Here is a 24,672-nt window from a genome sequence, read left to right on the forward strand (position 1 = left end):
GGGCTTCCACGCTCGAATCGATTGAGATCCCGCATGGGCCGGGGTCTGAAGTTACATATGAGAAAGAGAAGAGAATGACGAAACACATCGCTATTGCAGGTGGCGGCATTTCGGGGCTTGCGGCGGCCGCGTCGCTCGCGAAACACGGGTTCGACGTCGATGTTTACGAGCAGGGAGAGACGCTGCGCGAAATCGGCGCCGGTATCTATATCAAGGAGAACATTTTCGACGTGCTCGACGAGCTCGAGCTGAGCGAGCGAATTCAGCGAGCGGGCGTGCGTATCGACGCCGCGCGAATCGTCGATCAGGATCAGGTGATCGTCACGAGCCGCGACGTGAGCGGCGAACGTCTCGTCGTCGCGCTTCGATCCGAACTGCACAATGCGCTTCGGGATAAGGCGCTCGAACTGGGTGCCAAGGTGCACACCGGGCGCCGGGTGGTGGGAGCAGATCCTCGGGGTGCATTGTTGTTCGCCGATGGCGACCGCGTCGAGGCCGATGTCGTCATCGGCGCCGATGGACTCCACTCACGGGTGCGCGACTCGCTGCAGCTTGCCCGACTGAAGGTGGGGCTCGGCGACGGCGCTACGCGGGTGCTCGTTCCGAAGCACCCGAACGAGGGTCCTTACAGTACTGAGCACTGGTCAGGCCAGTTGCGGGTGGGCATCGCGCCCTGCTCCGACGAGTACACCTATATGTTCATCATCGGTCCCGAGAAGGATCGCCGCGCGACCCGCGTGCCCTTGGATAAGGCGTACTGGAAGCGGCACTTCCCCCATCTTGCCGAGTACTTCGAAGCAATCACCCCCGAGATGTCGGTCCATCACCGCCACGAAGTCGTCTACTGCGACAGCTGGGTAAAGGGAAACGTCGCGATCATCGGGGACGCTGCACACGCGCAGCCGCCGAACTTCGGGCAGGGCGCCGGCGTGGCGATCTGCGCTGCGTGGGAGCTCGCAGAGTGCCTGGCGGCGGAGGACGACGTCCGGGACGCGTTGCAGGACTGGGAGATGTCGGCACGCCCCCGCATCAACATGGTGCAGGGCCTGACGACTGCCTATGACATCCTCAACTACAAGTGGCCGCGCCCCCTCACGCCGTTGCGGTCGAAGCTCTTCTCTGCGATCGCGCACTCGAAGACTCTGAGCAAGCCGTGGGAATTCTACTGGCGCGGTGGCCGTGTCGAACCGCGTGAACTCGGCAATCGCGCTGCCGGGGATCCTCGACCATGAAAGATCGGCCAAACGCCTACATCCTGCGAAACTGCGGCGTGATCACCATGGACGAGGAACGGCCGCACGCAGAGGCGCTTGCGGTGGCAGCAGGAAAGATTCTGGCGGTGGGCAGCCTCACCGATGTCCGTGAAGCCGCGGTTGGTTTTCCCGAGTTCGATCTCGGGGGTGCCTCGGTACTCCCTGGATTTATCGACGTGCACACGCACGTCGAAATGATTGCGCTTTCCCGGCACTTCTGGATCGACGTGCGGGATCTCACTGATCCCGACGCGATTGTGGCACGTCTCGTGGACCGGGCAGCGACCCTACCCGCCGACGACTGGATAGTCGGCCAGGGCACGTTCGGTCAGAATCTGCCGAGCAAGGAGCAGCTCGATGCGGCGTTCCCAGATCGTGCCGTTGCGGTGCGCTGGACGATGCACAAGTACGTAGTGAATCAGGCGGCGCTCGATCTGAGCGGCATCGACGCCAATACCTCCGTAAGCCCGGGTGTCCGGATTCAGCGCGACGCGGAAGGCCGCCTCAACGGGGTGCTGGAGGAAGCGTGGGATATGCTCGCCATCCCCGCGTACTCGCGTCAGCGACTCGTTCCCGCGATTCACGAGTCACTGCGTGAACTGTTCTTGAGGAACGGCGTCACGACAGTCCACGAGATCGGCTGCACGCCGGAAGGATTGCGCGCCATGCAGGAGCTCGCGAACGAGCGCTCGATCCCGCGACTCGGTGTGCTGCTCACCGCGAAACCTGGCCATCAAGCTCTTATTGAGACATCGCAACGTGTCATGCAGATACTCGGCGGGCAGCTGGGCGACGACCGCTACTGGGTGCAGGGGATCAAGATCTTCATGGATGGAGGCCGCGACGGAGCCTTCCGCACCGACGATCTTTCCGGCCCGGCAGAAGGTTGGGGCCTGCTCACGCGACTCTATCCGACGCTCGTGGATGAGCTCGTCACGGCCGTGCGTGCGGGTATGCAAGTCTGCACCCATGCGATCGGCGACCTCGCACAAGAGATCGCAGTATCTGCGGTGGAGCGCGTGCATGAGGTCTTTCCGGATCTCGACCACCGCCTGCGTATTGAGCACTTCTTCAACGAGAGCTTCGACACCGTCAACCTCGAGCGACTTGTAGCGGCGGGCGGGCTCGCTGTGCCGAATCCCGGGTTCGTCTTTGCAGAGCCCGACGACCCGGCGCGACGCCAACCACCCGGAGCTGACAAGTTCTCATTGCGGACGCTCGAACGCATTCAAGGCCGCATCCCGGGGAATTCTGATACGGCCGGTGCGCAGCCATTCACCACGAATCCGTGGTTCACGATGCAGTGCATGCTGCAGTTGAAAAACAAGAACGGCGTCGAAATCAACCCGGGTGAGACGGTCAGCGTGCAGACTGCGCTGCGTGCGTTCACCGTGGATGCCGCCTACGCGACTAAGCAGGAGATGCTGAAGGGACGAATCGCTCCGGGACTCCTTGCCGACCTGGCGATCATCGACCGCGACCCGTTCGCGACCAGCCCCCAGGAGTTCCACCAAGTGACCACCCTGGCCACAGTGGTCGGGGGTGCCGTTCTGCACGGCTCCTTTTCTGACGGCTCTCCGGAGCCGATCGCGACTCTGTGAAGGATCTTCGATGCTCCCTTTCGACAATGCGGCCGCCGCCGTGACTCTTTCCGATGCCATCGCTCGACGACTCAAGCAGTACGGCGTGCAACGCGTATTCGGCATCCCGGGCACACACAACCTTGAGTTGTTTCGCGCGCTCGGCGTGGCCGGCGTTGAGGTCATCTCCGCGCATCACGAGCAAGGACTCGGCTACGCTGCTGACGCCTACTCCAGGGTCAGTGGCAAGCCGGCCGTGGTGGTCACCACGACGGGACCCGGGATTACGAACCTCATCACCGCGCTCGCGACGTCCCTCGCGGCGTCGGTGCCAGTGTTGGCGATAGCCCCCGGAATTCCGGAGAGCGGAGAAGGTGGAAGCACGGGGTGGCTGCATGATCTGCCTTCCCAGCAGCACCTTATGGGCCAGCTTGTTCGCAGTGCACGAGTGCAGAGCGCTCAAGACGCGGTCCTGTTTATCGACGAGATCGCTCAATCATGGCAAACCGACCGGCCTCTGCCCGCATACCTTGAAGTGCCGTTTGACCGCTTCACTTTGGAGGGGCGAGTGGCTCCCAGGGAACTTCCCAAGGTCCAGGTGTCGAGCGGTCCGGCTCAGGCGGAGATCGAGCGTGCGGCGCAGCGGCTCGTCGCAGCGGCGCGTCCCCTCGTCGTTGTGGGGCGAGGCGGAACCCACCCCGACGCCGCAAACTCAGTTCGGCAGATCGCAGAAGCGCTCGGAGCGCCCGTGATGACGACGGCAAACGCGAAAGGAGTGCTCGATGAGGCCCACCCGCTGTCGCTCGGGGTATCGCTTCGTGTGAACGCTGCGAAGGAGATGCTCGAGCATTCCGACGCTGTTCTTGTGGTGGGCTCCGACCTCGGCAGTTCTGAGTTCTGGGGCCCCTGCCCTTCGTTCGGTGACCGCTTGATCCGGATCGACGTGGACGCTCTGATGATTCGTGCGAACGCTGTCGCCGAGGTCCCTCTTCTCGGACGCTCGGAAGCCATTCTGCCGAAGCTCGCGGTCACAGTGACGGAACAGTTGGACGGGAATCTGGCCGCTTCGACTGGTTGGGAGACCGCCGATTTGCAGGCCGTTTCCACTGAGCTCGCCTCCGCCGGAGAGATGTACCGACGCTTTCATGAACTCGTGCAGGAATTCACGGATCCGCTCGAGATTGCGATCGCGGGCGACTCGTCACAGGTGACCTACCTGGGTACGGCAACCTACTGGAAGGCTCACCGGCCCAACCGCTTTCTGTATCCCGCCGGTTACGGCACTCTTGGGTACGCGATTCCCGCCGCGATCGGGGCCGCGTTGACAGGGAAGGTTGAGCGGGTCCTGGCGATCACCGGCGAGGGCGGAATGCTCTTCAGCGTGCAGGAGCTCGCGACGGCGGCAGCATACGATCTCCCCATCGTTACCATTGTTTTCGCGAACGGCGGGTACCAGGAGATCCGCGAGGGCATGGAGGCAGCTGGTATCGCGCCTGTCGGCGTGGACTTCGATACTCCCGACTTCGTGTCGATCGCGCGCGGCTTTGGTATCGAGGCGCGATCCGTCGTCGCCGACGGGGCTGACGAGAACGAGTTCCGGGAGGCACTCTCCTGGGCGCTCGAGCAGAGCGGTCCGACCCTGATCGAGGTCCAGGTCACCGATTTGTAGCGGCGCTCATCAACGTGAACTAGATGTCGCTGCGTGCAGGGGAGATGATCCACAGCACCACGGCGCTGCGGTCAGTAATGTTCGCGAACGAGTGCCCGATTTTCGGATCGATGAGGATCGCATCACCTGCGTGCAGATCGTAGGTGTTGCCATTCCACTGGAACTGGAGTGTGCCGTCCAGGACGTGTACGCATTCTTCCTCACCCTCATGGGTGTACGGCTCGGTTCCTGAGCTTCGACCTGGGGCGACCACGTTGTAGTGGATCTCCAGATGCTTGGCAAGTGGCGGCGTGAGGAGATAGTCGGCACTTCCGTCGGGACGGAAGATCCTCCTCCGATCCGCCACCCGAACGAGGCGAGCATCGGTTGCACTCGAGTCGAATTCCTCGGCGAAGAGCGCTCCCATGTTCTCGCCGAGGGCGGAGCAGATGCGGCGGAGGGAAGCGATCGAGGGGCTAGTAAGTCCGCGTTCGATCTGCGAGAGAAAGCTCTCTGACACTTGGGAGGCGGCAGCAACCTCTCGAAGCGATCGGTGCTTGCTCTTGCGCAGTTGTCGCAACCGAATTCCCAAGGAGCGCTGCTCCTCGGTAGCGCCAGCACTATCCTCTTGCGGGCTATGATCTGCCACGTTCAGCGACCCCCAACAGCATCGAAACAAGCGGACGGCGGTGCCGCTGCAGCCTGTGTGTAACCTATCGCAAAGGCCCCTGCGTCGCCAAGGCCGCCCGTTTTCACGCGAATGTCTATCGGGCGCGGCTCGAGGCGATGAAGCCGATGGCGGCGCCCACGATGCCGAGCACCGCGGCCCACACCCAGAACACGCCGAGCGCGAGGAGCGCAGCGACCGCGGCCGCGAAGAGGCAGAGTTCGAAGAGGGCCTGCGCGAAGCGATCCACCCGCAACACCGGCTTGGGCGACAGGAAGAGCGCCCACAGCAGGACGCAGAGCGCGAGCAACCCGAGGCCGGTGAGAATGCCCGGGAAGGGGAGCGGCCAGGCCAGGAAACCCCAGACAGTGACTGTGATGATCGCCGCCAGTTGGAACAGTCCTCGCGCAAGCATCAGGGCGGGGCTCGCGGAGCGGGGGGCGGCGTCAGGGGTGTTACCAGTCACCGAATCAGTCTACCGGTGGTCCACCGCGATCCCGCGCGAAGTGGTCTACTGCGCATTGCTTGATTAGGTTGAGTGTGTAGACCAGTCGGCGGCGCGCCCGCATCCCACGCGAACGGAGGTATCATGCGCACACCCATGCTTCGCGTGATGACCGAGAGAGGCGATTTCTCCGCGCCGATTTCCGTCGCGTGGCGAGACGGTCGCTTCGCGATCGGGAGCGGGGCTGAGGCGCTTGCGTACGGCGTGCGCAGTCCGGGCACGGGCGCTGGCCCCGGCTCGCGGGGGGCCGACCCTGAGGGTGCTGAGCAGGTCGACGCCGGGCCGATCCTCGACCGCGTCAGCGAGGGGTGGATCATCCCGGGCCTCGTCGACGCGCACGTTCACGCCGCCTGGCACGCATTCGACGCCGCCGACCGCGCGAACGTCGGCCCCGCTGAGACCCGCGAGCTCACCAGTCGCGCCCTCGACCGCACCCTGCGCGCGGGGTTCACCAGCGTTCGCGACGCCGGCGGGCTCACGAACGAACTGCTCTCAGCCGAACCTTCGGGCCCTGCGGTCGGCCCGAACCGCTCCGCCCGCGCCCTCCCCAGAATCGCCCGCTCCATCACCATGATCGATCGCGCCCGCGCCGACGCCGCGGGTGGCCTCGACCGCGCAGTCGCGGAGGTGCTCGAACTCGGCGCGCGCTGGGTGAAGCTCGTCGCGACGGCCGGAGTGGCAGCCCCCGCGGGCGCGACGCTCGATCCGCGCTTTTCTGCGACCGAGGTTGCGGGCGCGGTGACGCGGGCTGATGCCGCGGGCGCCCGCGTCATGGTGCACGCCTGGGGCGGCGAGGCGATCGACTTCGCCATCGAGGCCGGCGCCGCGAGCATCGAGCACGGCATGTATCTGACGGAGGAGCAGGCCCAGCGCGCGGCCGACGCGGGCGTCACCTTCGTGCCCACGGTGCGCATCTACCGGCTCGTGCGCCGCATGATCGACGCCGGGCGCCTCCCCGCCGCGTTCGCCGCGCGCGTGGACGACGCGATCGCGCACCACCCGGTCGCCGTGCGCGCCGCGCGCGACGCCGGCATGCGGATCGCGCTCGGCACCGACTACGGCACGACCGAGCAGCACGGCACGAACCGGCTCGAGTTTGAGGCCCTCGTGAGCGCGGGCCTGACACCGGAGGAGGCGCTGATCGCCGCGACGCGCTCCGGAGCAGAGCTGCTCGCGCAGGCGGCGGATCCCGGGGCCGCTTCCGACCCCGGGCGCAGGGGCGTGATCGCCGACGGCGCTGTCGCCGACGCTGTGATTCTGAACCGCGATCCGCGGGAGCCGGGTGTGCTCTCCGACGACGCATCCATCGTGGGCGTGCTGCTCGGAGGGCGCTGGATCGATCCGCACCCTCCCGCCGCGGAGACCGCGCCCGAACCTCGATAGACCTTCACCACCCATTCGCGAAAGGACCCTCGTGATCACCACCCGACAGCCCCTGCGCCGCCGCCTCGCGCCCGCCGCAGCCGCGCTCGCCGCCGCCCTCCTGCTCAGCGCCTGCGCCGGCGGCTCGACTGAGCCCGGCGCGGATTCCAGCGAGCCGGTGAGCGGGGGAACGCTCGAGTTCGGCCGCGCCGCCGCCGCGAACGACCTCGATCTGAACCAGCAGATCTCGGCGAACAACGCGTTCGCGATCGACAAGATCTTCGAGCCGCTGGTGAGCTTCGACGAGAAGGGCGAGCTGATTCCGTGGCTTGCGGAGTACGAGGCGTCGGATGACGGCACGACCTACACCTTCACGCTGCGCGACGGGCTGCAGTTCTCGGACGGCAGCGACGTGACCCCCGACGATGTCGTCTTCTCGCTGCAGCGCCACCGCGATGTCGGCGGGCCGTTGCCGCTCGAGGCACCGATCGCGTCGATCAAGGCGACGGGTGATCGCGAGGTCACGATCACGCTCGAGTCGCCCTACACGCCGTTCCTGTCGGAGCTCGCGAGCTTCTCGAACGGTATCTTCCCGAAAGATTTCGGGGGCGCGAGCGAGATGGACTTCTTCGCGGCACCGATCGGCACCGGCCCCTTCGCGGTCGAGGAGTGGGACCCGAACGGCGACCTCACCTTCGTGAAGAACGAGCACTACTGGCAGGAGGGCAAGCCCTACCTCGACAAGCTGGTCTACAAGCTCGTCGCCGACGACACGCAGCAGCAGCAGCAGCTCGCCGCCGGCCAGCTCGACGCGATCGACGACGTGCCGGCCGCGAACGCCGAGCAGATCAAGTCGGGTGCGGGGACCGCGCTGTCGCAGACGCCCGGGTGGTCGACCGAGCAAGTGTTCTTCAACACGCAGCGCGAGGAGTTCGCCGACGTGCATGTGCGACGCGCGATCGCGATGGCGCTCGACCGCGAGGGCATCGTGGAGGCGACGACCTTCAACACGGCCGAGGTGGCGAACTCGCTGCTGCCGCCGACCATCGTGGACTCCGCGAACGACACGGTCGACGCGCTCGATTTTGACGTCGACGCGGCTCGCAAGGAGCTGGCCGACTCGGCGTACCCGGATGGCTTCAAGGTCAAGCTGTCGCTCGCGAGCGGCGATTCGCAGCGGGCGCAGATCGCGCAGATCGTGCAGGAATCGCTCGCCAAGATCGGCATCACCGTCGAGATCGAACAGCTCGACATCGCCGTATTTCGCGAGCGCTTCTTCGCCTACGACTTCGACTTCATGCTCAACAGCGGGCAGTCGGACGCGCCGGACCCGAACGGCTTCATCACCTTCCAAGCCGACCCCGAGGGCTTCAGCAAGTCGTACTGGACGCACTACACGAACGACCGCGTCACCCAGCTCATGCACGAGGGCCGCACCACCCCCGAGGGTGAGGAACGCACGAAGATCTACGCCGAGATTCAGCAGATTCTCGCGGACGAGGTTCCGTACATTCCGCTCTTCTTCCCGTCGAACCTGAAGGCGACGCGCGACACCGTGCACGACTTCACCGTGCTGCCGAACGGGAGCGTGCGCTTCGAGGACGCGTGGGTGACGGAGTAGTGGGTTCTGCGGCCGCTGGCATTGTTGGGGGCCGGTGCCGGGCACCGAGCAATGTCGGCGGTCGCAAGTAAGGTGACATCCGTGACGACGACCAAGATCCTCAGAGCCATCGGGCGCATCCTCGCCCGCGTGGTGCCTGTGATGTTCGGGGTCGTCGTCGCGGTGTTCTTCCTGCTGCGGCTCGTACCCGGCGACCCGGCCTCGATGATTCTCGGCGAGCGAGCGACGCCCGAGGCGGTCGCGGCACTGCGGAGCGAGCTCGGCCTCGACCAGTCGCTGTGGCAGCAGTTCGTGGACTTTCTCGGGCAGGTCGTGCTGCACTTCGACACCGGCGACTCGCTCTCCTCGGGAGTACCGACGCGCGACCTGATTCTCGAGCGGGCGCCCGTGAGCCTGGGCATCGTGCTGCTGGCCGTGCTCTTCGCGGTCGTGATCGCGGTGCCGCTCGCGCTCGCGGCCGCGCTGCGCAAGGACGGGTGGGTGGATCACGCGGTGCGGATCCTGCCCGCCGTCGGAATGGGCATGCCGCTCTTCTGGATCGGCCTGCTGCTCATCATCGTGTTCGCGGTGCATCTCGGGTGGTTTCCGGTCGGGGGCGTGGGGTCGGGGCCGGGGGAGCCGCTGCGAAGTCTGCTGCTGCCCTCCTTCGCGGTGGCGCTCGGCATGGCGCCGCCGCTGATCCGCTCGCTGCGGGCCCAGCTCGTCGAGACGCTCGAGGCCGACTTCGTGACGACGCTGCGCGCGGCGCGGATCCCGGAGCGACGGGTCGTGTGGCGGCACGTGATGCGAAGCGCGTCCCTGCCGACGCTCACGCTGCTCAGCGTCAACACGGCCTACCTAATCGGGGGCACCCTCGTAGTGGAGCGCGTGTTCGGCATCAACGGCATCGGGTCGCTGCTCTTTCAGTCGATCAGCAACCGCGATTTTCCGGTGGTGCAGGGGGTGGCGCTGTATTGCGCGATCGCGGTGGTCGCGGTGACGACGCTCGCCGGGGTGCTCGCGAGCGCGCTCGACCCGCGATTGCGGGTCGGTGGGTCGGGTGCTGGTTCGGGGGCTGGTGACGGTGCCGGTTCTGGCGCGGGGGTTGGCGGGGTTGGCGGTGGCGTTGCTGGCGGATCCGGTGGGCTCGACGAGCGCAGCGCCGTGACGGGAACGGCGCGATGAGCGGCGTTCATGCGACGTTGCGTCGCGCGGGTGCTTCGCCTGCGTTCATCGCGGGCGCGATCCTCACCGCGCTGCTGCTCATCGTGGCGTTCGCCGCCCCGCTCCTTGCACCGCACTCGCCGACGGAACAGCAGCTCACGGGCGGCCTGCTGCCTCCGTCAGCAGAACACTGGTTCGGCACGGATCAGCTCGGACGCGATGTGCTCTCGCGGATGCTGTACGCAGCGCGTGTTGATCTCGGCGTTGCTGCGCTCGCGGCGCTCGCGCCCTTCGTTATCGGTCTGACGGTCGGGCTTCTGTCCGGGTATTTCGGCGGTGCGGTCGACTGGGTGGCGTCGCGCGTCACAGACACGGTGATCGCGTTCCCCTTCTATGTGATCGTGATCGCCCTGGTGTTTGCGCTGGGCGCTGGGGCGGGAGGCATCGTGGTGGCGTTCGCCCTCGTCGGGTGGGTGGGCTACGCCCGGGTGATCCGCGCGATGACCGCGTCGCTGCGAGAGTCGGGGTGGGTGCGGAGTGCGCGCGGCGCCGGCCTTTCGCACGCGCGCGTGCTGCTCCGCCACGTGCTGCCGAATGTGCTCCCGCAAGCCGTCGTGCTACTCGCGACCGAGATCGTGCTCATCATGGTCGCGATCGTGACGCTCGGGTATCTCGGACTCGGCATCCGCCCGCCGACCCCGGACTGGGGCACCATGATCGCGGACGCGCAGCAGTTCATCACCACGCAGTGGTGGCTCGCCGCGCTACCCGGTCTCGCCGTCGTGCTCACCGGAATCGCGCTCTCGCTGCTCGGCGACGGGATCGGAGACGTGCTGCGCGTGGGTGACCGACGCGGTCGGGCGGGGCGGGGGCTCGCGCGCGGGCCCGGGCGCACTGCGGATGGGCGCCGCGCGGGCGGGCGTGTTGGCTCTGCTCGCGGGGCGCGTGTTCGGCGGGGCGATGGCGCGGTGTTCGCGTCGCGGGGCGAGCACGGGCGCGCTGACGTGCCGGTCGGCGCGGTGCGCGTGCGCGGCTTGCAGATCGAGCGTGCCGACGGAACAGCGCTCGTGGGCGGAGCTGTGGTGGCGGGCGGAGCAGTGCTCGCGGAGGGAGCTGTGCTCGAGGGCGGAGCTGTGCTTTCAGGCGCAGATATCGCGGACGGAGTGGTGCTGCACGGTGGAGCACGCCGTGAGGGGTCGAGTACCGCAGGGGCGATTGACGCGGGGTCGACTCGCGCAGGGTCGGCAGCCCCGGGGATCGAGCTCGACGTCTCGCCGGGCGGCGCGCTCGGCATCGTCGGGGAGTCGGGGTCGGGGAAGAGCCTGACACTGCGCGCGCTGCTCGGGATGCTGCCGCCTGGATTGCGGGCCACGGGTCACATTAGCGTCGGCGGCCGCGTCGGCATGGTGTTCCAGGACTCGCTGACCGCGCTCGACCCGCTCACCCGTGTCGGCACTCAGCTGCGCGAGGCAGTTGAGGCTGCTTCATGTTCCGACGACTCTGTGCTGCGATCGCGCGGGAGCGCCGCGATTCGAGTGCGAGAGCTTCTCGAGGCCGTCCAACTGCTAGATACCGAGCGCATCGCTCGTTCCTACCCGCACGAACTGTCAGGAGGGCAGCGCCAGCGAGTGGTGATCGCGCTCGCGCTCGCTTCCGATCCGGCGCTGCTGCTCTGCGACGAGCCGACAACGGCGCTCGATGTCACGGTGCAGCGGGAGATACTGGCTCTGCTCTCGGATCTTCGGTCCGAGCGCGGGCTCACGCTCGTCTTCGTGTCGCACGACCTCGCCGTCGTCGCCCAGATGTGCGAAGAGCTCGTGGTGATGGCCGGGGGAGCGGTCGTCGAAACGGGTTTCGCGCGCGAAGTGATCCGCACCCCTCGCTCACCCGAGGCCCGCGCACTCATCGACTCCGTGCCCCGTCTGCCGGCGCTCGGTTCGAGCGCCCCGCCCGCGGCCGCGGAGTCCGAGCCTGCATCCGCGCCCGCCTCATCTTCTGCTCCTGCTCCTGCTCCTGCTCCTGCTTCTGCTCCTCCTCCCGCGCCTACTCCTTCTTCGTCCCTCACCCCCGCCTCTTCTTCCGCAGGTGTCGCGGCCGTCCCGCTCCTCGAGGTGCGGGGCGCGAGAGTGCAGTATCGGTCGTTCGCGGCGGTTTCCGGAGCGAGTTTTGAGCTCTCGCGGGGCGAAGCGGTCGGCATCGTGGGCGAGTCCGGATCGGGAAAGACCACGCTCGCGCGAGCCATTGCGGGTCAGCTTGAACTCTCTTCCGGGGAGATCCTGCTTGACGGGGCGCTACTGTCCTCGGGCGCACGCGGCGACTCACCGCGGGGCGCCAGCAGCGCGAGCAACGCCCGCAGCGCGGCGGGTCGCCGTGGCGCACACGGGCGTCGCAGGACCGCCGTGCAGCTTCGCGATATTCAGCTCGTGCCGCAGGATCCCTACTCCTCGCTGACGCCCCGCCGCACCGTGGGCTCAATGCTGGAAGAGGTGCTGCGAGCGACCGAGCGCGGAAACGTGAAGCTGCGATCCGGCCGCAATCGCAGCAAGCGCGGCGCACGCGTCGGAGAGCTCCTAGAACTGGTGCGGCTCGATCCCGACCTCGCAACCGCGACCCCCGACCGGCTGTCGGGCGGGCAGCGTCAGCGGGTCGCCATCGCCCGGGCGCTCGCCGCTGAGCCGCGCGTGCTCGTGGCTGACGAGCCGACCTCCGCGCTCGACGTCTCCGTGCAGGCGAGCGTCGTCGTGCTGCTGCAGCAGCTGCGCCGCGAACTCGGCCTCGCACTTGTGTTCGTGTCCCATGACCTGGCCGTCGTGCACGAGCTGTGCGACCGCGTGCTGGTGATGCGCGGGGGTGTTGTCGTCGAGTCGGGTGGCTCCGAGTTTTTCACGGCGCCGCAGTCCGATTACGGTCGAGCGCTGCTCGAAGCCGTGCCCAGGCTCGAGCTCTCGCGAAGCTAGCGACGCAACACGCTTGCCCCGGGGCAGTGGCCGCTTGGTACGCTGCCTGTGGGAGCCCATCGGAAGGACAACCCCATGGACGGCATCGCCAACTGGTTCGAGCGTCTGCTCGACGGTTCGCTGTTCGACGGCGGAACTTTCCTGATCATCGGTATCGCCGGTGGCGTCTTGTTGCTCATTTCGTTGCTGCTCGATGGAATCTTCGACGCATTCGACTTCGGTGACGGCCCGCTCAGCCTCACGACGATCGCCGCCTTCACGGCGATTTTCGGGTTCGCGGCGTTCGCCAGCATCGGAGCCGGGATGTCGACGCCGATCGCGACCACCGTGGGTGCGCTTGCCGGTCTGCTCGGAGGCGCCGCCGCGTGGTGGCTCTCACGAGCGATCCGCGGAGCGGAGTCGAACACGGCCGTCAGCGGCAGCGACCTCGTCGGTTCCACCGGTTCGGTAGTGCTCGCGATTCCGGCGAGCGGACTCGGCGAGGTGGCAATCGTGCGGCACGGCGAGCGCATCTCGCTTTCTGCATCGGCAGACACTCCCATTCCCCGCGGTGCCCTCGTACGCGTGACGCAGACCGTCACGTCGACGTCGGTGCGCGTCGAAGCTGTACGCCCGGAGTCCGCGGCACCCGAAGACCTCACCAGCCCGTAACCCCCCTGAACGGAGACGTTTATGTTCCTCGCTAGCCCGGCGATCGTCGGCATTTTCGGCGCGGTGATCGCACTCGTGCTGATCGCACTCGTCATCATCAAGCGGTATCGCATTGCGAAGCCGGACGAAGCGATCATCGTGACGGGCGGCAAGGGCAAGGAGATCATCGACGCAGCCGGCAACAAGGGCCGCGACCTCTCGGGGCAGAAGGTCGTCACGGGTGGGGGCGTATTCGTCGTTCCTTTCGTGCAGAAGTCCTTCACGATCTCGCTGCGGTCCCGCCGCCTCTCGATCACCACGGAGGCGCAGACGACCGATGGCATCACGATCCAGGCGCAGGCCGTCGCGGTCGTGAAGGTCGGGGGAACGCAGGAAATGATCCGCGCCGCCGCGCAGCGATTCCTCTCGAACTCGGACGAGATCGACGAGTCGACCCAGGAAGTGCTCTCGGGTTCGCTGCGCTCGATCATCGGCGGCCTCACCGTGCTGCAGATCATCCGCGATCGCGCGGTCGTCGCGCAAAGCGTGCTGGAGGCCGCGGAAGAGGCGCTCACCAAACAGGGACTTGTCGTGGATACGCTGCAGATCCAGGAGATCCGCGACGGGGCCGACTACATCTCGAACATCGGTCGCCCGGAAGCCGCGAAGGTGCGCCAGGCGGCCGACGTCGCGGAAACGATTGCCTACCAGGCATCGCAGGAAGCGAAGATCGCCGCGGAGCGGGTGCTGCTCGACCGCAACCGTGAACTGAAGCTGCGCCAGGCGGAGATCCAGGTAGAGACGGACAAGGCGACCGCGCAGGCATCCGCCGCGCAGCCCCTCGAGGACGCGATCCAGCAGCAGGCCATCGTCGAGCAGCAGCGCATCACCGCGCAGAAGGAAGTCGCGCTGCGCACCGAGAAGCTGAACGCGGACGTGCGAGCTGTCGCAGAGGCGGACGCCTACCGCGTCGAGCAGATCGCGAAGGCCGAGGCCACGGCCGCGGTCTCGGCGGCAGAAGGTCGCGCGAAGGCCGTCGAGCGCGAGGGTGAGGCGCAGCGGATCGCGCGTATCGCCGCCGCTGAGGCCGTCGAGGCCGAGGGTCGCGCCGAGGCTGCCGCGCTCGAGGCGAAGGGCACCGCCGAGGCCACCGCGATCGACGCCCGGGCACGTGCGCTCGAGACGCAGTCGCAGGCGGTGCTCGCGCAGGAGCTCATCCACCTGCTCCCCGAAATCGCCACCGAGTACGCGCGGGCTATTGGTGCGATCGAGCACATGACGGTCGTCTCCGCGGACGGAACGTCGAAGGTCGCGGGCGAGGCCATGGGCAACATCAAGGGCCTGCTCGAGATGGCGAAGGACACGGTCGGGATCGACCTCGCCGGGATGCTCAACGGCGCCGTATCGGGAGGAGCGGCCGGCGCCGCCGCGGGACGTGCGTCTCGCGACGAGGCGGCGCGCCGCGGCGATCATGGGCAGCAGCGGGATCGGCACGAGGAGGGCGAACGCGACACCGAGAACGGTCGAGCACGTGCGCAGCAGTCATCGACCTCGGACCGCAGCGCGTCAGTGAACCAGCCGCAGACGAGCGGCGCCGGCGGATCGCCCACTACGAGCGCGCCGGCCGCACCGAGCGTGCGGGTCGAGCCTACGATTCATGTCGAGCCGACAGTTCGCGTCGAGACCAGCGCGGCGGACGAGCCTCCGGCGGGATCCCAGTAGCGGATCGCGCGCCCGACTGCACGGAGAATTCCAGCACCGGCACGGCAGAATGGAAACATGCTCTCTCGTCGATCTCAGCCGCAGCCGCATTCGCTGACGGCCGAGGTCGAATCGGTTCTTGGCCCTGCTCCGGCCGACTACACGCAGCCGGAGGTTGTCGTGCTGCGTTTCCGGCGACACGGGCGCCAGCTCGTGCTGCCGGTTCTCGCGCTGCTCGTGATCGCGGCGGCCGCGGGCTTTTGGGTCGGAGCATTCGCGGCCGCGTGGCAGAACCTCTTAGCCGGGTTCATCGCGATCGCGCTCGGAGTGTTTCTCGGACTGTTCCCCGTCCTCCGTTGGCTGACGCAGCGCACGACGGTCACGACCCGGCGGGTTATCCAGCGCCGGGGCGTGTTCGTGCGTCATCGTTCAGAGGTGTCGTTCGTGCGCGTTCGTGAGGTGCGCACGCGCCGCGGTCTGCTGCAGCGGGCGTGCGGTGCGGGCGACATTGATCTGCACGTCGGCGCGGAGCGCACGATCCTGCCCGACGTACCGAGCGTGCTCGTGGTCGCCGACGCCCTGCAAGAGCTCGTGGAACGAAATTACGCCCACGCCACTCGTGATCATTCCGCTATGTGGTCCGCGCAATCAACACATCTATGAGCTGACTCGCGAGTGTGACAAGTCGCTCGATCTCGTTCTCGTCGCGATCGATCCAGCGGCACTCGGGGTCGCCCACCGGCACAAAGTTTTCGTGGCGCTCCCACACCATGAGCGTGCGTTCAGCGCCGAGCACGTACTGCTGCCACCACACCTGACGGAGATAGCCCCGCGGAATCGACCGCCACTCCTTGTTCGTCGTCTTGATCTCCGCGAGCTCGATGGCTCCGGTGGCGCGATGTGCGAGTCCATCGGGGGTCGCGAGGTGGCGCAGATCCAACTCGGCGTGAAAGAGAGCCTGACTCGGGAGGATCTCGTGCTCACGAAGCACCCACGCGGCGATCTCCGGCTCACGCCGCTTGCCGTGATCCGTGTACGCGTTGCCCGAGAAGCGGCTCCCGTGGAGCTTCTCGTGCGCGGCCGCGGCGATCGAGCGCGGTGTGGAGAGCTTCGCGACGTCCGTCGCCGTGATCCCTCGCGCTCGTGCCCGCATCCAAGCCATGCGATCACTACCATCGGTGACGATGCGCTGCAGGTAAGCGGGAGCGAGGGCGGACACCCTTCTAGTGTCCCACGCTCTCGACGCGCAGAGGCGCCACCGGGGCCGCGTGCCTCGCTCCTCACACTCCATTTCGCGGCTCCGACGAGGCACACAGCGAAGAGAAACAGAAAGCATGGATGCCGTCTAGTTTCCACCTGAATCCTCAGTCTCCGCCAGTAAGCTGCCACCAGGGAAAACCCGTCGCGGTCCACGGACAGGGCGCGACGGCAGTTGGGGAGACAGAGTCGGGGCATCGCGAGCACCATCTTTTCCGGAGATGCGTGACGCTTCGGCCGGAAGGAGCATTCCGAAGAATGGATGCACAGCAGTTGACGCGGGGCGACGGAACGAAGATCAAGGCGCTCGTGGTGGACGACGAGGAGTCCATCACTCAGCTCGTCGCGATGGCTCTGCGTTACGAGGGCTGGGACGTCGAGACCGCCGCCGCCGGCGAGGAGGCGCTCGAGAAGATGCGCAGTTTCGCGCCCGACGTCGCGGTACTCGACATCATGCTCCCCGACTTCGACGGGATGCAGCTTCTCGCTCGCATTCGCGCGGCGGGGCAGATGTTCCCCGTGCTGTTCCTGACGGCGCTCGATTCCGTTGAGGATCGGGTGAACGGGCTCACCGCGGGCGGAGACGATTACGTCGTGAAGCCGTTCAGCCTTGAGGAGCTCATCGCTCGCCTGCGCGGACTCGTGCGTCGCTCGCAGATCACACTGTCGCAGAACCCGGACCCCATCCTCCGAGTCGGCGATCTCACGCTGAACGAGGACAGCTACGAGGTGGAGCGTGCGGGCGAGAGCATCACCGTGACGAACACCGAGTTCGAGTTGCTGCGCTATCTCATGCGCAACCCGAACCGCGTGCTGTCGAAGGCTCAGATTCTGGATCGCGTCTGGGCCTACGACTTCACCGGAAAGTCGACGGTCGTCGAGCTCTACATCTCGTACCTCCGCAAGAAGATCGACGCGGGCCGCGACCCCATGGTCCACACGGTGCGTGGCGCGGGCTACATGCTCAAGCCTGCGGCTTGAGCATCGCGCAAGCATCGCTTGCGCGCAGCCCGCGCCGCGGCTACCGCCGCGGCCTACGGAGTGAAGCGAGAGGTGGCGGGCTACATGCTCAAGCCTGCGGCTTGAAACGCGGACGTCTATTCGACGCGCACCCTCAGGCGCCGCGGCAAAGCCGCAGGCGCCCAGCGCTCCAAGGGAACCTCTGCCAGGAACGCGAGGCAAAGATGGGATGCGGATCCGGACGTACTGGCTGGGTCTGGCAAGCACCGCGGCGCAGCCGCAGTGCCGGATGTACGTCGGGATCCGCATCCCATCTTTGCCGGAACAACGATTCAGTGGTAGAGTTACCGACGGCCCAAGACCGCCGGTAGATCCCCACCAGGATCCAGAACGTCCGCGAAAGCGGAGACCAGCGCAGGTACTGAACTCCTTGAGGGCGGATCTGATCTGCTACTTCTGAAGCTCCGTGCGTGCGCGCCGGAGCTTTTTTGTTGTCCGAGGTGATCCGCGAGGATTCTCGAATAGAAGCTCTGTGCGGCGCGGCCCCCGAGCGGCGCCCGCCGCCCGGGTACGACAAGCTAGGGAGCGCCATGGCTACGAAGGACGCTACGGTTGCCGATCTTCAGCAGAAGTTTGAAGAGTCGAGCGCCGTTCTGCTGACTGAGTACCGCGGTCTTTCGGTTGCTGAACTGCGGGAACTCCGCAACAGCATCCGTGAGCACGCGACGTACGCTGTGGCGAAGAACACGCTGACCAAGATTGCGGCCAACAACGCCGGGATCACCGCATTCGATGACGAGCTCGCCGGTCCTTCGGCTCTCGCCTTCGTGCACGGTGACACCGTCGCGGTCGCCAAGGCTCTGCGTGACTTCGCCAAGGCACACCCTCTTTTGGTGGTGAAGGCGGGCTACTTCGATGGCAACGCCCTGACCGCCGCTGAGGTAGGCAAGCTTGCCGATCTGGAGAGCCGCGAGGTGCTGCTGGCCAAGGCCGCTGGCGCAATGCAGGCTGCTCTGGTCGGTGCTGCACAGCTGTTCGCCGCCCTGCCCGCCAAGGCCGCTCGCGGCTTCGGTGCGCTGCAGGAGAAGCAGGACGCTTAAGACTCGGCTCACGCCGGATCGGTTTATTACACCCGCCCGAACGCTTCGCGTGAGGGCACACATCAAGGAGAAACATTATGGCTAAGCTTTCGACCGAAGAGCTGCTCGAGCAGTTCAAGGAGCTCACCCTCATCGAGCTCTCCGAGTTCGTCAAGGCGTTCGAGGAGACCTTCGACGTTTCCGCTGCTGCTCCCGTCGCCGTTGCTGCTGCTCCGGCTGCCGGTGGCGAGGCTGCCGCTGCTGAGGAGAAGGACGAGTTCGACGTCGTCCTCGAGTCGGCTGGCGACAAGAAGATCCAGGTCATTAAGGTCGTGCGCGAGCTGACCGGCCTGGGCCTGGGCGAGGCGAAGGCTCTCGTCGAGGAGGCACCGAAGAACGTGCTCGAGGGCGCGAACAAGGATGCCGCTGAAGAGGCGAAGAAGAAGCTCGAGGAGGCTGGCGCAGGCGTTAAGCTCGCGTAAGCATTTTCTGTGCGGCTCTGAGTGAGCCGAGCTACCGAGGGGTAGGGCCACATGTTGGTCCTACCCCTTTGGCGTGTCCGGGCGTTGGTCGCGAACTACTGAATGCCTCGCCGATCCTGGTGCTTTGCTGCAGCCCTTGATACTGTGTTTCGGCTGAGCTGATTCGTGAGCCGCCGTCGGCCGTTCGATTCTGATTCCGCTCCCGTCCGCACCGAGATCTTGCCGCTCGGCAGTCGGCGCCCATTGAGAAAGGACTCTCGTGGCTCTTATTGCATTGGTTGTTCGCCACGCGAAACGGTACTGGCCGCTCGTGGTGGCCGTGTTGGTGTTGCAGTTGCTGGCGACGATCGCTGCGCTGTGGCTTCCGAGCTTGAACGCGCAGATTATCGATCGCGGTATCGCCCAGGGCGACACGGGATTCATCTGGGAGACCGGCGGCGTGATGCTCATGGTCTCGTTCGGTCAGGTGATCGCAGCGGTCGCGGCCGTGTATTTCGGCGCTCGTGCGTCGATGGGCGTGGGCCGTGACCTTCGCAGAGAGGTGTATCGCAAGGTCGATACGTTGAGCACGCTCGAGGCGACGAAGTTCGGCGCCGGAACGCTCATCACGCGTGGCACGAACGACGTTCAGCAGATCCAGATGCTCGTGTTGATGACGCTGAACTTCATGGTGACCGCGCCGATCATGGCCGTGGGCGGCATCATTATGGCGCTGCGAGAGGACGCGGGGCTGTCGTGGCTCGTCTGGGTCTCGGTGGCGGTACTCGCGATCATCGTGGGATTCCTGGTGTGGATCCTGCTCCCGCTGTTCCGCAAAATGCAGACTCGCGTGGACACGATCAATGGGGTGCTCCGCGAGCAGATCATGGGTATCCGCGTCGTGCGGGCGTTCGTGCGCGAGCGCTTTGAGACGGAGCGCTATGAGCGTGCGAACCGGGATATCACCGAGGTGTCGGTCAAGGTCGGCAACGTGTTCGTGTTGATGTTCCCCGTGATCATGATGGTGCTGCACCTCGCGACCGCGGCGGTGCTGTGGTTCGGTGGGCACCGAGTCGATGACGGGCTCGTCGAGGTTGGATCGCTCACGGCGTTCCTGCAGTACCTCCTGCAGATCCTCATGGCTGTCATGATGGGCGTGTTCATGACGATGATGATTCCGCGCGCGGTGGTGTGCGCCGAGCGCATCCGGGAACTTCTCGACACGCAGTCGTCGTTGTCGTTCCCTGACACGGAGTCCGCAGCGACGCCGCACGCGGGTCGGATCGAGTTTTCGAACGTGACGTTCGGCTTCCCGGGCGCTGAGAAGCCCGTAATCCGGGACGTCAGTTTTATCGCCGAGCCCGGTCAGACGACCGCCATCATCGGCTCGACCGGCGCAGGCAAGACCGTGCTGCTCAACTTGATGCTGCGGCTGTACGACGCGCAGGAGGGGCAGATCCGGATCGACGGAGCGCCCGTCTCGGAACTCACGCGCGCGCAGCTCGCGCAGGCGATCAGCCTGGTGCCGCAGCGCCCCTACCTGTTCTCCGGGACCATCGCATCGAACTTGCGATTCGGTCGCGAGGACGCGAGTGATGCCGAGCTGTGGGAGGCGCTGCGGATCGCGCAGGGCGCCGACTTCGTGCGCGAAAAGGCTCTGGGTCTCGACGAACCGGTATCGCAAGGAGGTACCAGTGTTTCGGGCGGCCAGCGGCAGCGACTGTCGATCGCGCGAGCGCTTGTCGCCAAACCGCGGGTCTATCTCTTCGACGACTCATTCTCCGCACTCGACGTCGCGACGGACGCACGGCTCCGCGCCGCGCTCCCGGAGGCGACCGCGGGCGCCACGACCATCATCGTCGCGCAGCGAATCTCGACAATCACGGAGGCCGACCAGATCCTGGTTGTCGAGGATGGGGAAATCGTCGATCGCGGCACCCACGACACACTTCTCGAGTCCAGCGAGGTGTACCGCGAAATCGTGCGGTCGCAGCTCGAAGAGGCGGAGGCGGCATAATGGCGCGTGAGAAACAGCAGCGAAACAAGAGCGAACTCGCCGAAGCGGAGCTGCCCGACGACTACCAGCCGGACCCCGACGATTGGTCGGGTGGCCAGGGGGTAAAGAAAGCAAAGCATTTCTGGCCCTCGGCCAAGCGCCTCGTGGGTCTGCTCGCGCCGCACAAGTGGCTCTTCAGCCTTGTGGTCGCGCTCGTCGTGGGCTCGGTCGTGCTCACGGTCATCGCGCCGAAGATCCTCGGACAGGCGATGGACGTGATCTTCAACGGGGTGCTGGGCAAGCAGCTTCCGGAGGGTCTGACGCTCGAGCAGGCCGTTGAGGCGGCGCGTCTCTCCGGCAACGAGCAGTTCGCGGATGTGCTCGCGGGGTCGCAGATCGTGCCCGGTGAGGGAATCGATTTCGGGCTGCTGGGGCGGCTGATCCTCACGGTGCTGGCGCTCTATGTGGTGGCGTCGTTCCTCATGTGGCTGCAGGGATTCCTGCTCAACCGCCTGGTGATGAACGTGGTGTTCCAACTGCGCGCTGATATCGAGGCGAAGATCAATCGTCTGCCGCTGAGTTACTTCGATGGGCGGCAGCGCGGTGACGTACTTTCGCGGGTCACGAACGACGTCGACAACATTCAGCAGGCGCTGCAGCAGGCGCTGTCGCAGTTGGTGCAATCGCTACTCATGGTGATCGGGATCGCGGCGATGATGTTCGTCGTCTCCTGGCAACTGGCGCTGATCGCGCTCATCGCGCTGCCGCTCTCCGGCATTATCGCGGGCGTGGTCGGAGCGCGTGCGCAGAAGCTCTTCGTCGCTCAGTGGAAGCACACGGGCGATCTCAACGGGCACATCGAGGAGTCGTTCACCGGCCATGAGCTCGTGCGTATCTTCAACCGTGACGCTGAAATGGTCGGCGAGTTCGATCGTCGCAATGAGGCACTGTTCGACGCCTCGTACCGGGCGCAGGCGCTCTCGGGCACGATCATGCCTGCGATGCAGTTCGTGCAGTACCTCAGCTACGTGCTCATCGCGGTTGCGGGCGCGCTGCGCGTGACCGGCGGACAGATGACCCTCGGTGACGTGACGGCGTTCATCCAGTACTCGCGCGAGTTCTCGCAGCCGATCGGCGAGATGGCGGGCATGGCGAACATGCTGCAGTCGGGCGTCGCCTCGGCGGAGCGCACGTTCGAGCTGCTCGACGCCGAGGAGCAGGACGCGGACACCGCATCGAAGCACCTGCCCGAGCGCACGCACGGTCGAGTCGTGTTCGAGGACGTCTCCTTCAGCTATGACCCCGAGAAACCCCTGATCCAGTGCCTTTCGTTGGAAGCTCGACCCGGGCACACGGTTGCGATCGTGGGGCCGACGGGCGCGGGGAAGACGACACTCGTGAACCTCGTGATGCGGTTCTACGAGCTCGACGGCGGGCGGATCCTGCTCGACGACGTCGACATCACGTCGCTGTCGCGGGCAGAACTCCGCGGGCACGTGGGCATGGTGCTCCAGGACGCGTGGCTGTTCGACGGGACGATCCGCGAGAACATTCGTTACGGTCGGCTCGACGCGAGCGACGACGAGGTGATCGCTGCGGCCGAAGCCACCATGGTGGATCGCTTCGTGCGGCAGCTGCCCGAGGGCTATGACACCGAGATCAGCGAGAACGGCTCATCGCTTTCCGCGGGGGAGCGGCAGCTGCTCACGATCGCTCGAGCGTTCATCGCGAACCCGTCGCTCCTGATCCTCGACGAGGCGACCTCGTCGGTCGATACGCGCACCGAGGTGCTCGTGCAGCAGGCGATGCAGGCGCTCCGGGCCGACCGCACCTCCTTCGTGATCGCGCACCGGCTCTCGACGATTCGCGATGCCGACACCATCTTGATGATGGAGAACGGCAGCATTGTGGAGCAGGGAACGCACGAGGAGCTGCTCGCTCGCCGCGGGGCGTATCACGCGCTCTACCAGGCGCAGTTCGCTGGCGAGGACGCGGAGGAGCAGGTCGACGGAATGATCGAGGCGCCGACGACGAGCTGATGCCGGCGCGGTTCAGGAGGGCCGTCGCTTTCGGGTAGACTGGTCTGGCTCCCCACGTGGCGCTATCTCGAGGAACTCCCCCAGGTCGGAAACGAAGCAAGGGTACTCGGGCTCTGGCGGGTGCGTGGGGAGTCTTGTATTTGCATCGCAAAGACAAGGCTCACCACTGGCGCTACAGCGCCAGCCCACGGAGCAGAGCGCGGGGTAGGGGAGTCTTGTCTACCCCCGGTCAATGTCGGCGGCCGGCGATAGCATCGAAGCATGCAGTCTTCCGAAGGTGCCGCGATCATTGGCGCCGGGCCCAACGGTCTGGCGGCGGCGGTCACGCTTGCGAGAGCAGGCGTGCCGGTCACGGTCTACGAGGCCGCTGAGACCATCGGCGGTGGCACCCGGACTACTGAACTGGTGGAGCCCGGTGTGCTGCACGACGTCTGCTCGGCGATCCACCCGATGGCGCTCGCCACCGGCTTCTTCCGCGCGTTCGAGATCGAGCGGCGAATGGACTTCGTGGTCCCCGAGGCTTCATTTGCGAACCCGCTCGATGGCAGGGCTGTCGGCGGATCGGCGCGCGGCGCCGGGCGAGGCTCGCCAGTACGCGCGGCGATCGCGTATCGAGACCTCGAGCGCACCGTCGCTGAGCTCGGCCGCGATGGCGCGGCGTACGGTCGCTTCGTTCGCCCGCTTCTGCAGAGGCTCGACGGCGTGGTCGATTTCGCGCTGGGCGGCAGCATGTTGCGCTGGCCCTCTGATCCGCTCGCGGCGCTCGTCATGGGCTTGCGCGTGCTCGAGCAGGGCACGCCGCTCTGGAACGCGCGCTTTCATGAGGAGGCTGCGCCAGCTCTGCTCTCGGGCGTGGCCGCCCACAGCATCGGCAAGCTGCCGAATCTCGCGACGGCGGGGGTGGGGATCGTGCTCGGCGCGCTCGCGCACGCGGTGGGGTGGCCGGTGCCGGTGGGCGGATCCCGCGCCATCACTGACGCGATGGCCGCGGACCTGCACGCGCACGGCGGCCGCATCGAGACTTCGCACCCGATCGACGATATCCGCGAGCTGTCGGAGCACCGGGTCAAGGTGTTCGACACCTCCGCGCGTGGTCTCGAGCGCATCGCTGGGTCTGTACTGCCCGCCCGGTACCGCAGGGCGCTCCGACGCTTCTCGTACGGTGACGGCGCGACGAAGGTCGACTTCGTGCTCGATGGGCCGATCCCATGGAGCGATCCGCGCGTCGCGCAGGCACCCACGGTGCACGTCGGCGGCAGCCGCGCCGAGCTCGCGTCCTCCGAGCGTGAGGTGGCGCGCGGCGGGCACCCCGAGCGGCCGTACGTGCTGCTCGCGCAGACGGCCGATTTCGATCCCGGTCGAAACGGGCCGGGCGTGCACGCGATCTGGAGCTACACGCACGTGCCGAAGGGGTCGGACGTCGATGTCTCGCAGCGGGTGATCGCGCAGATCGAGCGGTTCGCGCCAGGATTCCGCGACCGAATCCGGGCGGTGCGGGTGACGACGGCGGCTGAGCTTTCCCGCTACAACCGCAACTACCACGGCGGCGATTTCAGTGCCGGTGCCATCACGCTGCGCCAGCTTGTCGCGCGTCCGGTGCTTTCCCCGGATCCGTGGCGCACGCCCTCTCGCGGTATCTATCTCGCGTCCTCCTCTGCGCCTCCGGGCCCCGGAGTGCACGGACTGTCGGGGTGGTACGCGGCCCGCTCGGTGCTGCGCCACGAGTACCATCTGCCTGCCCCCGAACTCGGTCTGCCGTCGTAGACTCCGGGCTCACCTCCGCAGCAGAATGTCGGAGGCCGCCGGTAGCATG

19 protein-coding genes and 1 other RNA gene are annotated in these 24,672 nt (G+C 66.5%); 17 read left to right on the forward strand and 3 right to left on the reverse strand.

The genetic code is table 11. From position 1 onward, the window contains the following. Positions 1-74 precede the first annotated feature (74 nt). Genes WFH00_RS09130 through WFH00_RS09140 form a run of 3 tightly spaced genes read left to right on the forward strand, consistent with a single transcriptional unit; the run spans position 75 to position 4,502 of the window. Entirely contained in the window at positions 75-1,232 is a 1,158-nt protein-coding gene (locus WFH00_RS09130) for an FAD-dependent monooxygenase (protein ID WP_336660516.1), read from the forward strand. Further along, positions 1,229-2,854 carry an amidohydrolase gene (locus WFH00_RS09135; RefSeq protein ID WP_336660517.1) on the forward strand — a complete coding sequence of 542 codons (1,626 nt, stop codon included), beginning with the start codon at positions 1,229-1,231 and terminating at the stop codon, positions 2,852-2,854. Before WFH00_RS09130 ends, WFH00_RS09135 begins: the two co-directional genes overlap by 4 nt. 10 nt (positions 2,855-2,864) lie before the next feature. Then, positions 2,865-4,502, forward strand: a complete 1,638-nt coding sequence (locus tag WFH00_RS09140) for a thiamine pyrophosphate-binding protein (RefSeq protein ID WP_336660518.1) — start codon at positions 2,865-2,867, stop codon at positions 4,500-4,502. A gap of 19 nt (positions 4,503-4,521) precedes the next feature. Here WFH00_RS09140 and WFH00_RS09145 read toward each other — a convergent pair whose 3' ends face one another. Together WFH00_RS09145 and WFH00_RS09150 are read right to left on the reverse strand one after the other, a co-directional pair. Next, positions 4,522-5,073, reverse strand: coding sequence for a cupin domain-containing protein (locus tag WFH00_RS09145; RefSeq protein ID WP_336660519.1), 552 nt, complete (start codon positions 5,071-5,073; stop codon positions 4,522-4,524). A gap of 172 nt (positions 5,074-5,245) precedes the next feature. Then, entirely contained in the window at positions 5,246-5,614 is a 369-nt protein-coding gene (locus WFH00_RS09150; RefSeq protein WP_336660520.1) for a DUF2568 domain-containing protein, read from the reverse strand. Positions 5,615-5,761: 147 nt separating this feature from the next. Here WFH00_RS09150 and WFH00_RS09155 point away from each other — a divergent pair, with 147 nt between their 5' ends. From WFH00_RS09155 to WFH00_RS09185, 7 genes are all read left to right on the forward strand, one after another. Continuing rightward, complete coding sequence (locus WFH00_RS09155) at positions 5,762-7,036, forward strand: amidohydrolase family protein (RefSeq protein WP_336660521.1); 1,275 nt, start codon at positions 5,762-5,764, stop codon at positions 7,034-7,036. A gap of 31 nt (positions 7,037-7,067) precedes the next feature. Further along, the gene (locus WFH00_RS09160; protein WP_336660522.1) at positions 7,068-8,636 is read left to right on the forward strand and encodes an ABC transporter substrate-binding protein; all 1,569 of its coding nucleotides are present in this window, start codon (positions 7,068-7,070) and stop codon (positions 8,634-8,636) included. A gap of 81 nt (positions 8,637-8,717) precedes the next feature. Continuing rightward, complete coding sequence (locus WFH00_RS09165) at positions 8,718-9,800, forward strand: ABC transporter permease (RefSeq protein ID WP_336660523.1); 1,083 nt, start codon at positions 8,718-8,720, stop codon at positions 9,798-9,800. Then, positions 9,797-12,736, forward strand: a complete 2,940-nt coding sequence (locus WFH00_RS09170) for an ATP-binding cassette domain-containing protein (RefSeq protein WP_336660524.1) — start codon at positions 9,797-9,799, stop codon at positions 12,734-12,736. The genes WFH00_RS09165 and WFH00_RS09170 overlap by 4 nt, the downstream gene beginning before the upstream one ends. A gap of 75 nt (positions 12,737-12,811) precedes the next feature. After that, positions 12,812-13,387 (forward strand): hypothetical protein, encoded by a 576-nt coding sequence (locus WFH00_RS09175; RefSeq protein WP_336660525.1) that lies wholly within the window; start codon positions 12,812-12,814, stop codon positions 13,385-13,387. 21 nt (positions 13,388-13,408) lie between these two features. Then, positions 13,409-15,088, forward strand: coding sequence for a flotillin family protein (locus WFH00_RS09180; RefSeq protein ID WP_336660526.1), 1,680 nt, complete (start codon positions 13,409-13,411; stop codon positions 15,086-15,088). 57 nt (positions 15,089-15,145) lie between these two features. After that, complete coding sequence (locus tag WFH00_RS09185; RefSeq protein ID WP_336660527.1) at positions 15,146-15,730, forward strand: PH domain-containing protein; 585 nt, start codon at positions 15,146-15,148, stop codon at positions 15,728-15,730. Here WFH00_RS09185 and WFH00_RS09190 read toward each other — a convergent pair. Then, complete coding sequence (locus WFH00_RS09190) at positions 15,699-16,229, reverse strand: YqaJ viral recombinase family protein (protein WP_442918832.1); 531 nt, start codon at positions 16,227-16,229, stop codon at positions 15,699-15,701. The two genes, WFH00_RS09185 and WFH00_RS09190, sit on opposite strands and share 32 nt — an antisense overlap. A 353-nt stretch (positions 16,230-16,582) precedes the next feature. Here WFH00_RS09190 and WFH00_RS09195 point away from each other — a divergent pair, with 353 nt between their 5' ends. From WFH00_RS09195 to WFH00_RS09225, 7 genes are all read left to right on the forward strand, one after another. Next, the gene (locus WFH00_RS09195) at positions 16,583-17,305 is read left to right on the forward strand and encodes a response regulator transcription factor (protein ID WP_336660529.1); all 723 of its coding nucleotides are present in this window, start codon (positions 16,583-16,585) and stop codon (positions 17,303-17,305) included. A gap of 569 nt (positions 17,306-17,874) precedes the next feature. Further along, on the forward strand, positions 17,875-18,384 hold the full coding sequence (rplJ, locus tag WFH00_RS09200) for a 50S ribosomal protein L10 (RefSeq protein ID WP_336660530.1): 510 nt from the start codon (positions 17,875-17,877) through the stop codon (positions 18,382-18,384). A gap of 77 nt (positions 18,385-18,461) precedes the next feature. Then, positions 18,462-18,845 (forward strand): 50S ribosomal protein L7/L12, encoded by a 384-nt coding sequence (gene rplL / locus WFH00_RS09205; RefSeq protein ID WP_336660531.1) that lies wholly within the window; start codon positions 18,462-18,464, stop codon positions 18,843-18,845. Positions 18,846-19,104: 259 nt separating this feature from the next. Then, positions 19,105-20,841 (forward strand): ABC transporter ATP-binding protein, encoded by a 1,737-nt coding sequence (locus WFH00_RS09210; protein ID WP_336660532.1) that lies wholly within the window; start codon positions 19,105-19,107, stop codon positions 20,839-20,841. After that, the gene (locus WFH00_RS09215; protein WP_336660533.1) at positions 20,841-22,859 is read left to right on the forward strand and encodes an ABC transporter ATP-binding protein; all 2,019 of its coding nucleotides are present in this window, start codon (positions 20,841-20,843) and stop codon (positions 22,857-22,859) included. Before WFH00_RS09210 ends, WFH00_RS09215 begins: the two co-directional genes overlap by 1 nt. A gap of 43 nt (positions 22,860-22,902) precedes the next feature. Next, positions 22,903-22,999: signal recognition particle sRNA small type (gene ffs, locus WFH00_RS09220), an RNA gene on the forward strand. A 121-nt stretch (positions 23,000-23,120) separates the two neighbouring features. Next, on the forward strand, positions 23,121-24,623 hold the full coding sequence (locus tag WFH00_RS09225) for a phytoene desaturase family protein (protein WP_336660534.1): 1,503 nt from the start codon (positions 23,121-23,123) through the stop codon (positions 24,621-24,623). The last annotated feature ends 49 nt before the right edge of the window (positions 24,624-24,672 follow it).

Origin of the sequence: Leucobacter sp. USHLN153, assembly GCF_037145615.1 — a bacterium.
In the GTDB taxonomy this organism is placed as follows: Bacteria; Actinomycetota; Actinomycetes; order Actinomycetales; family Microbacteriaceae; genus Leucobacter.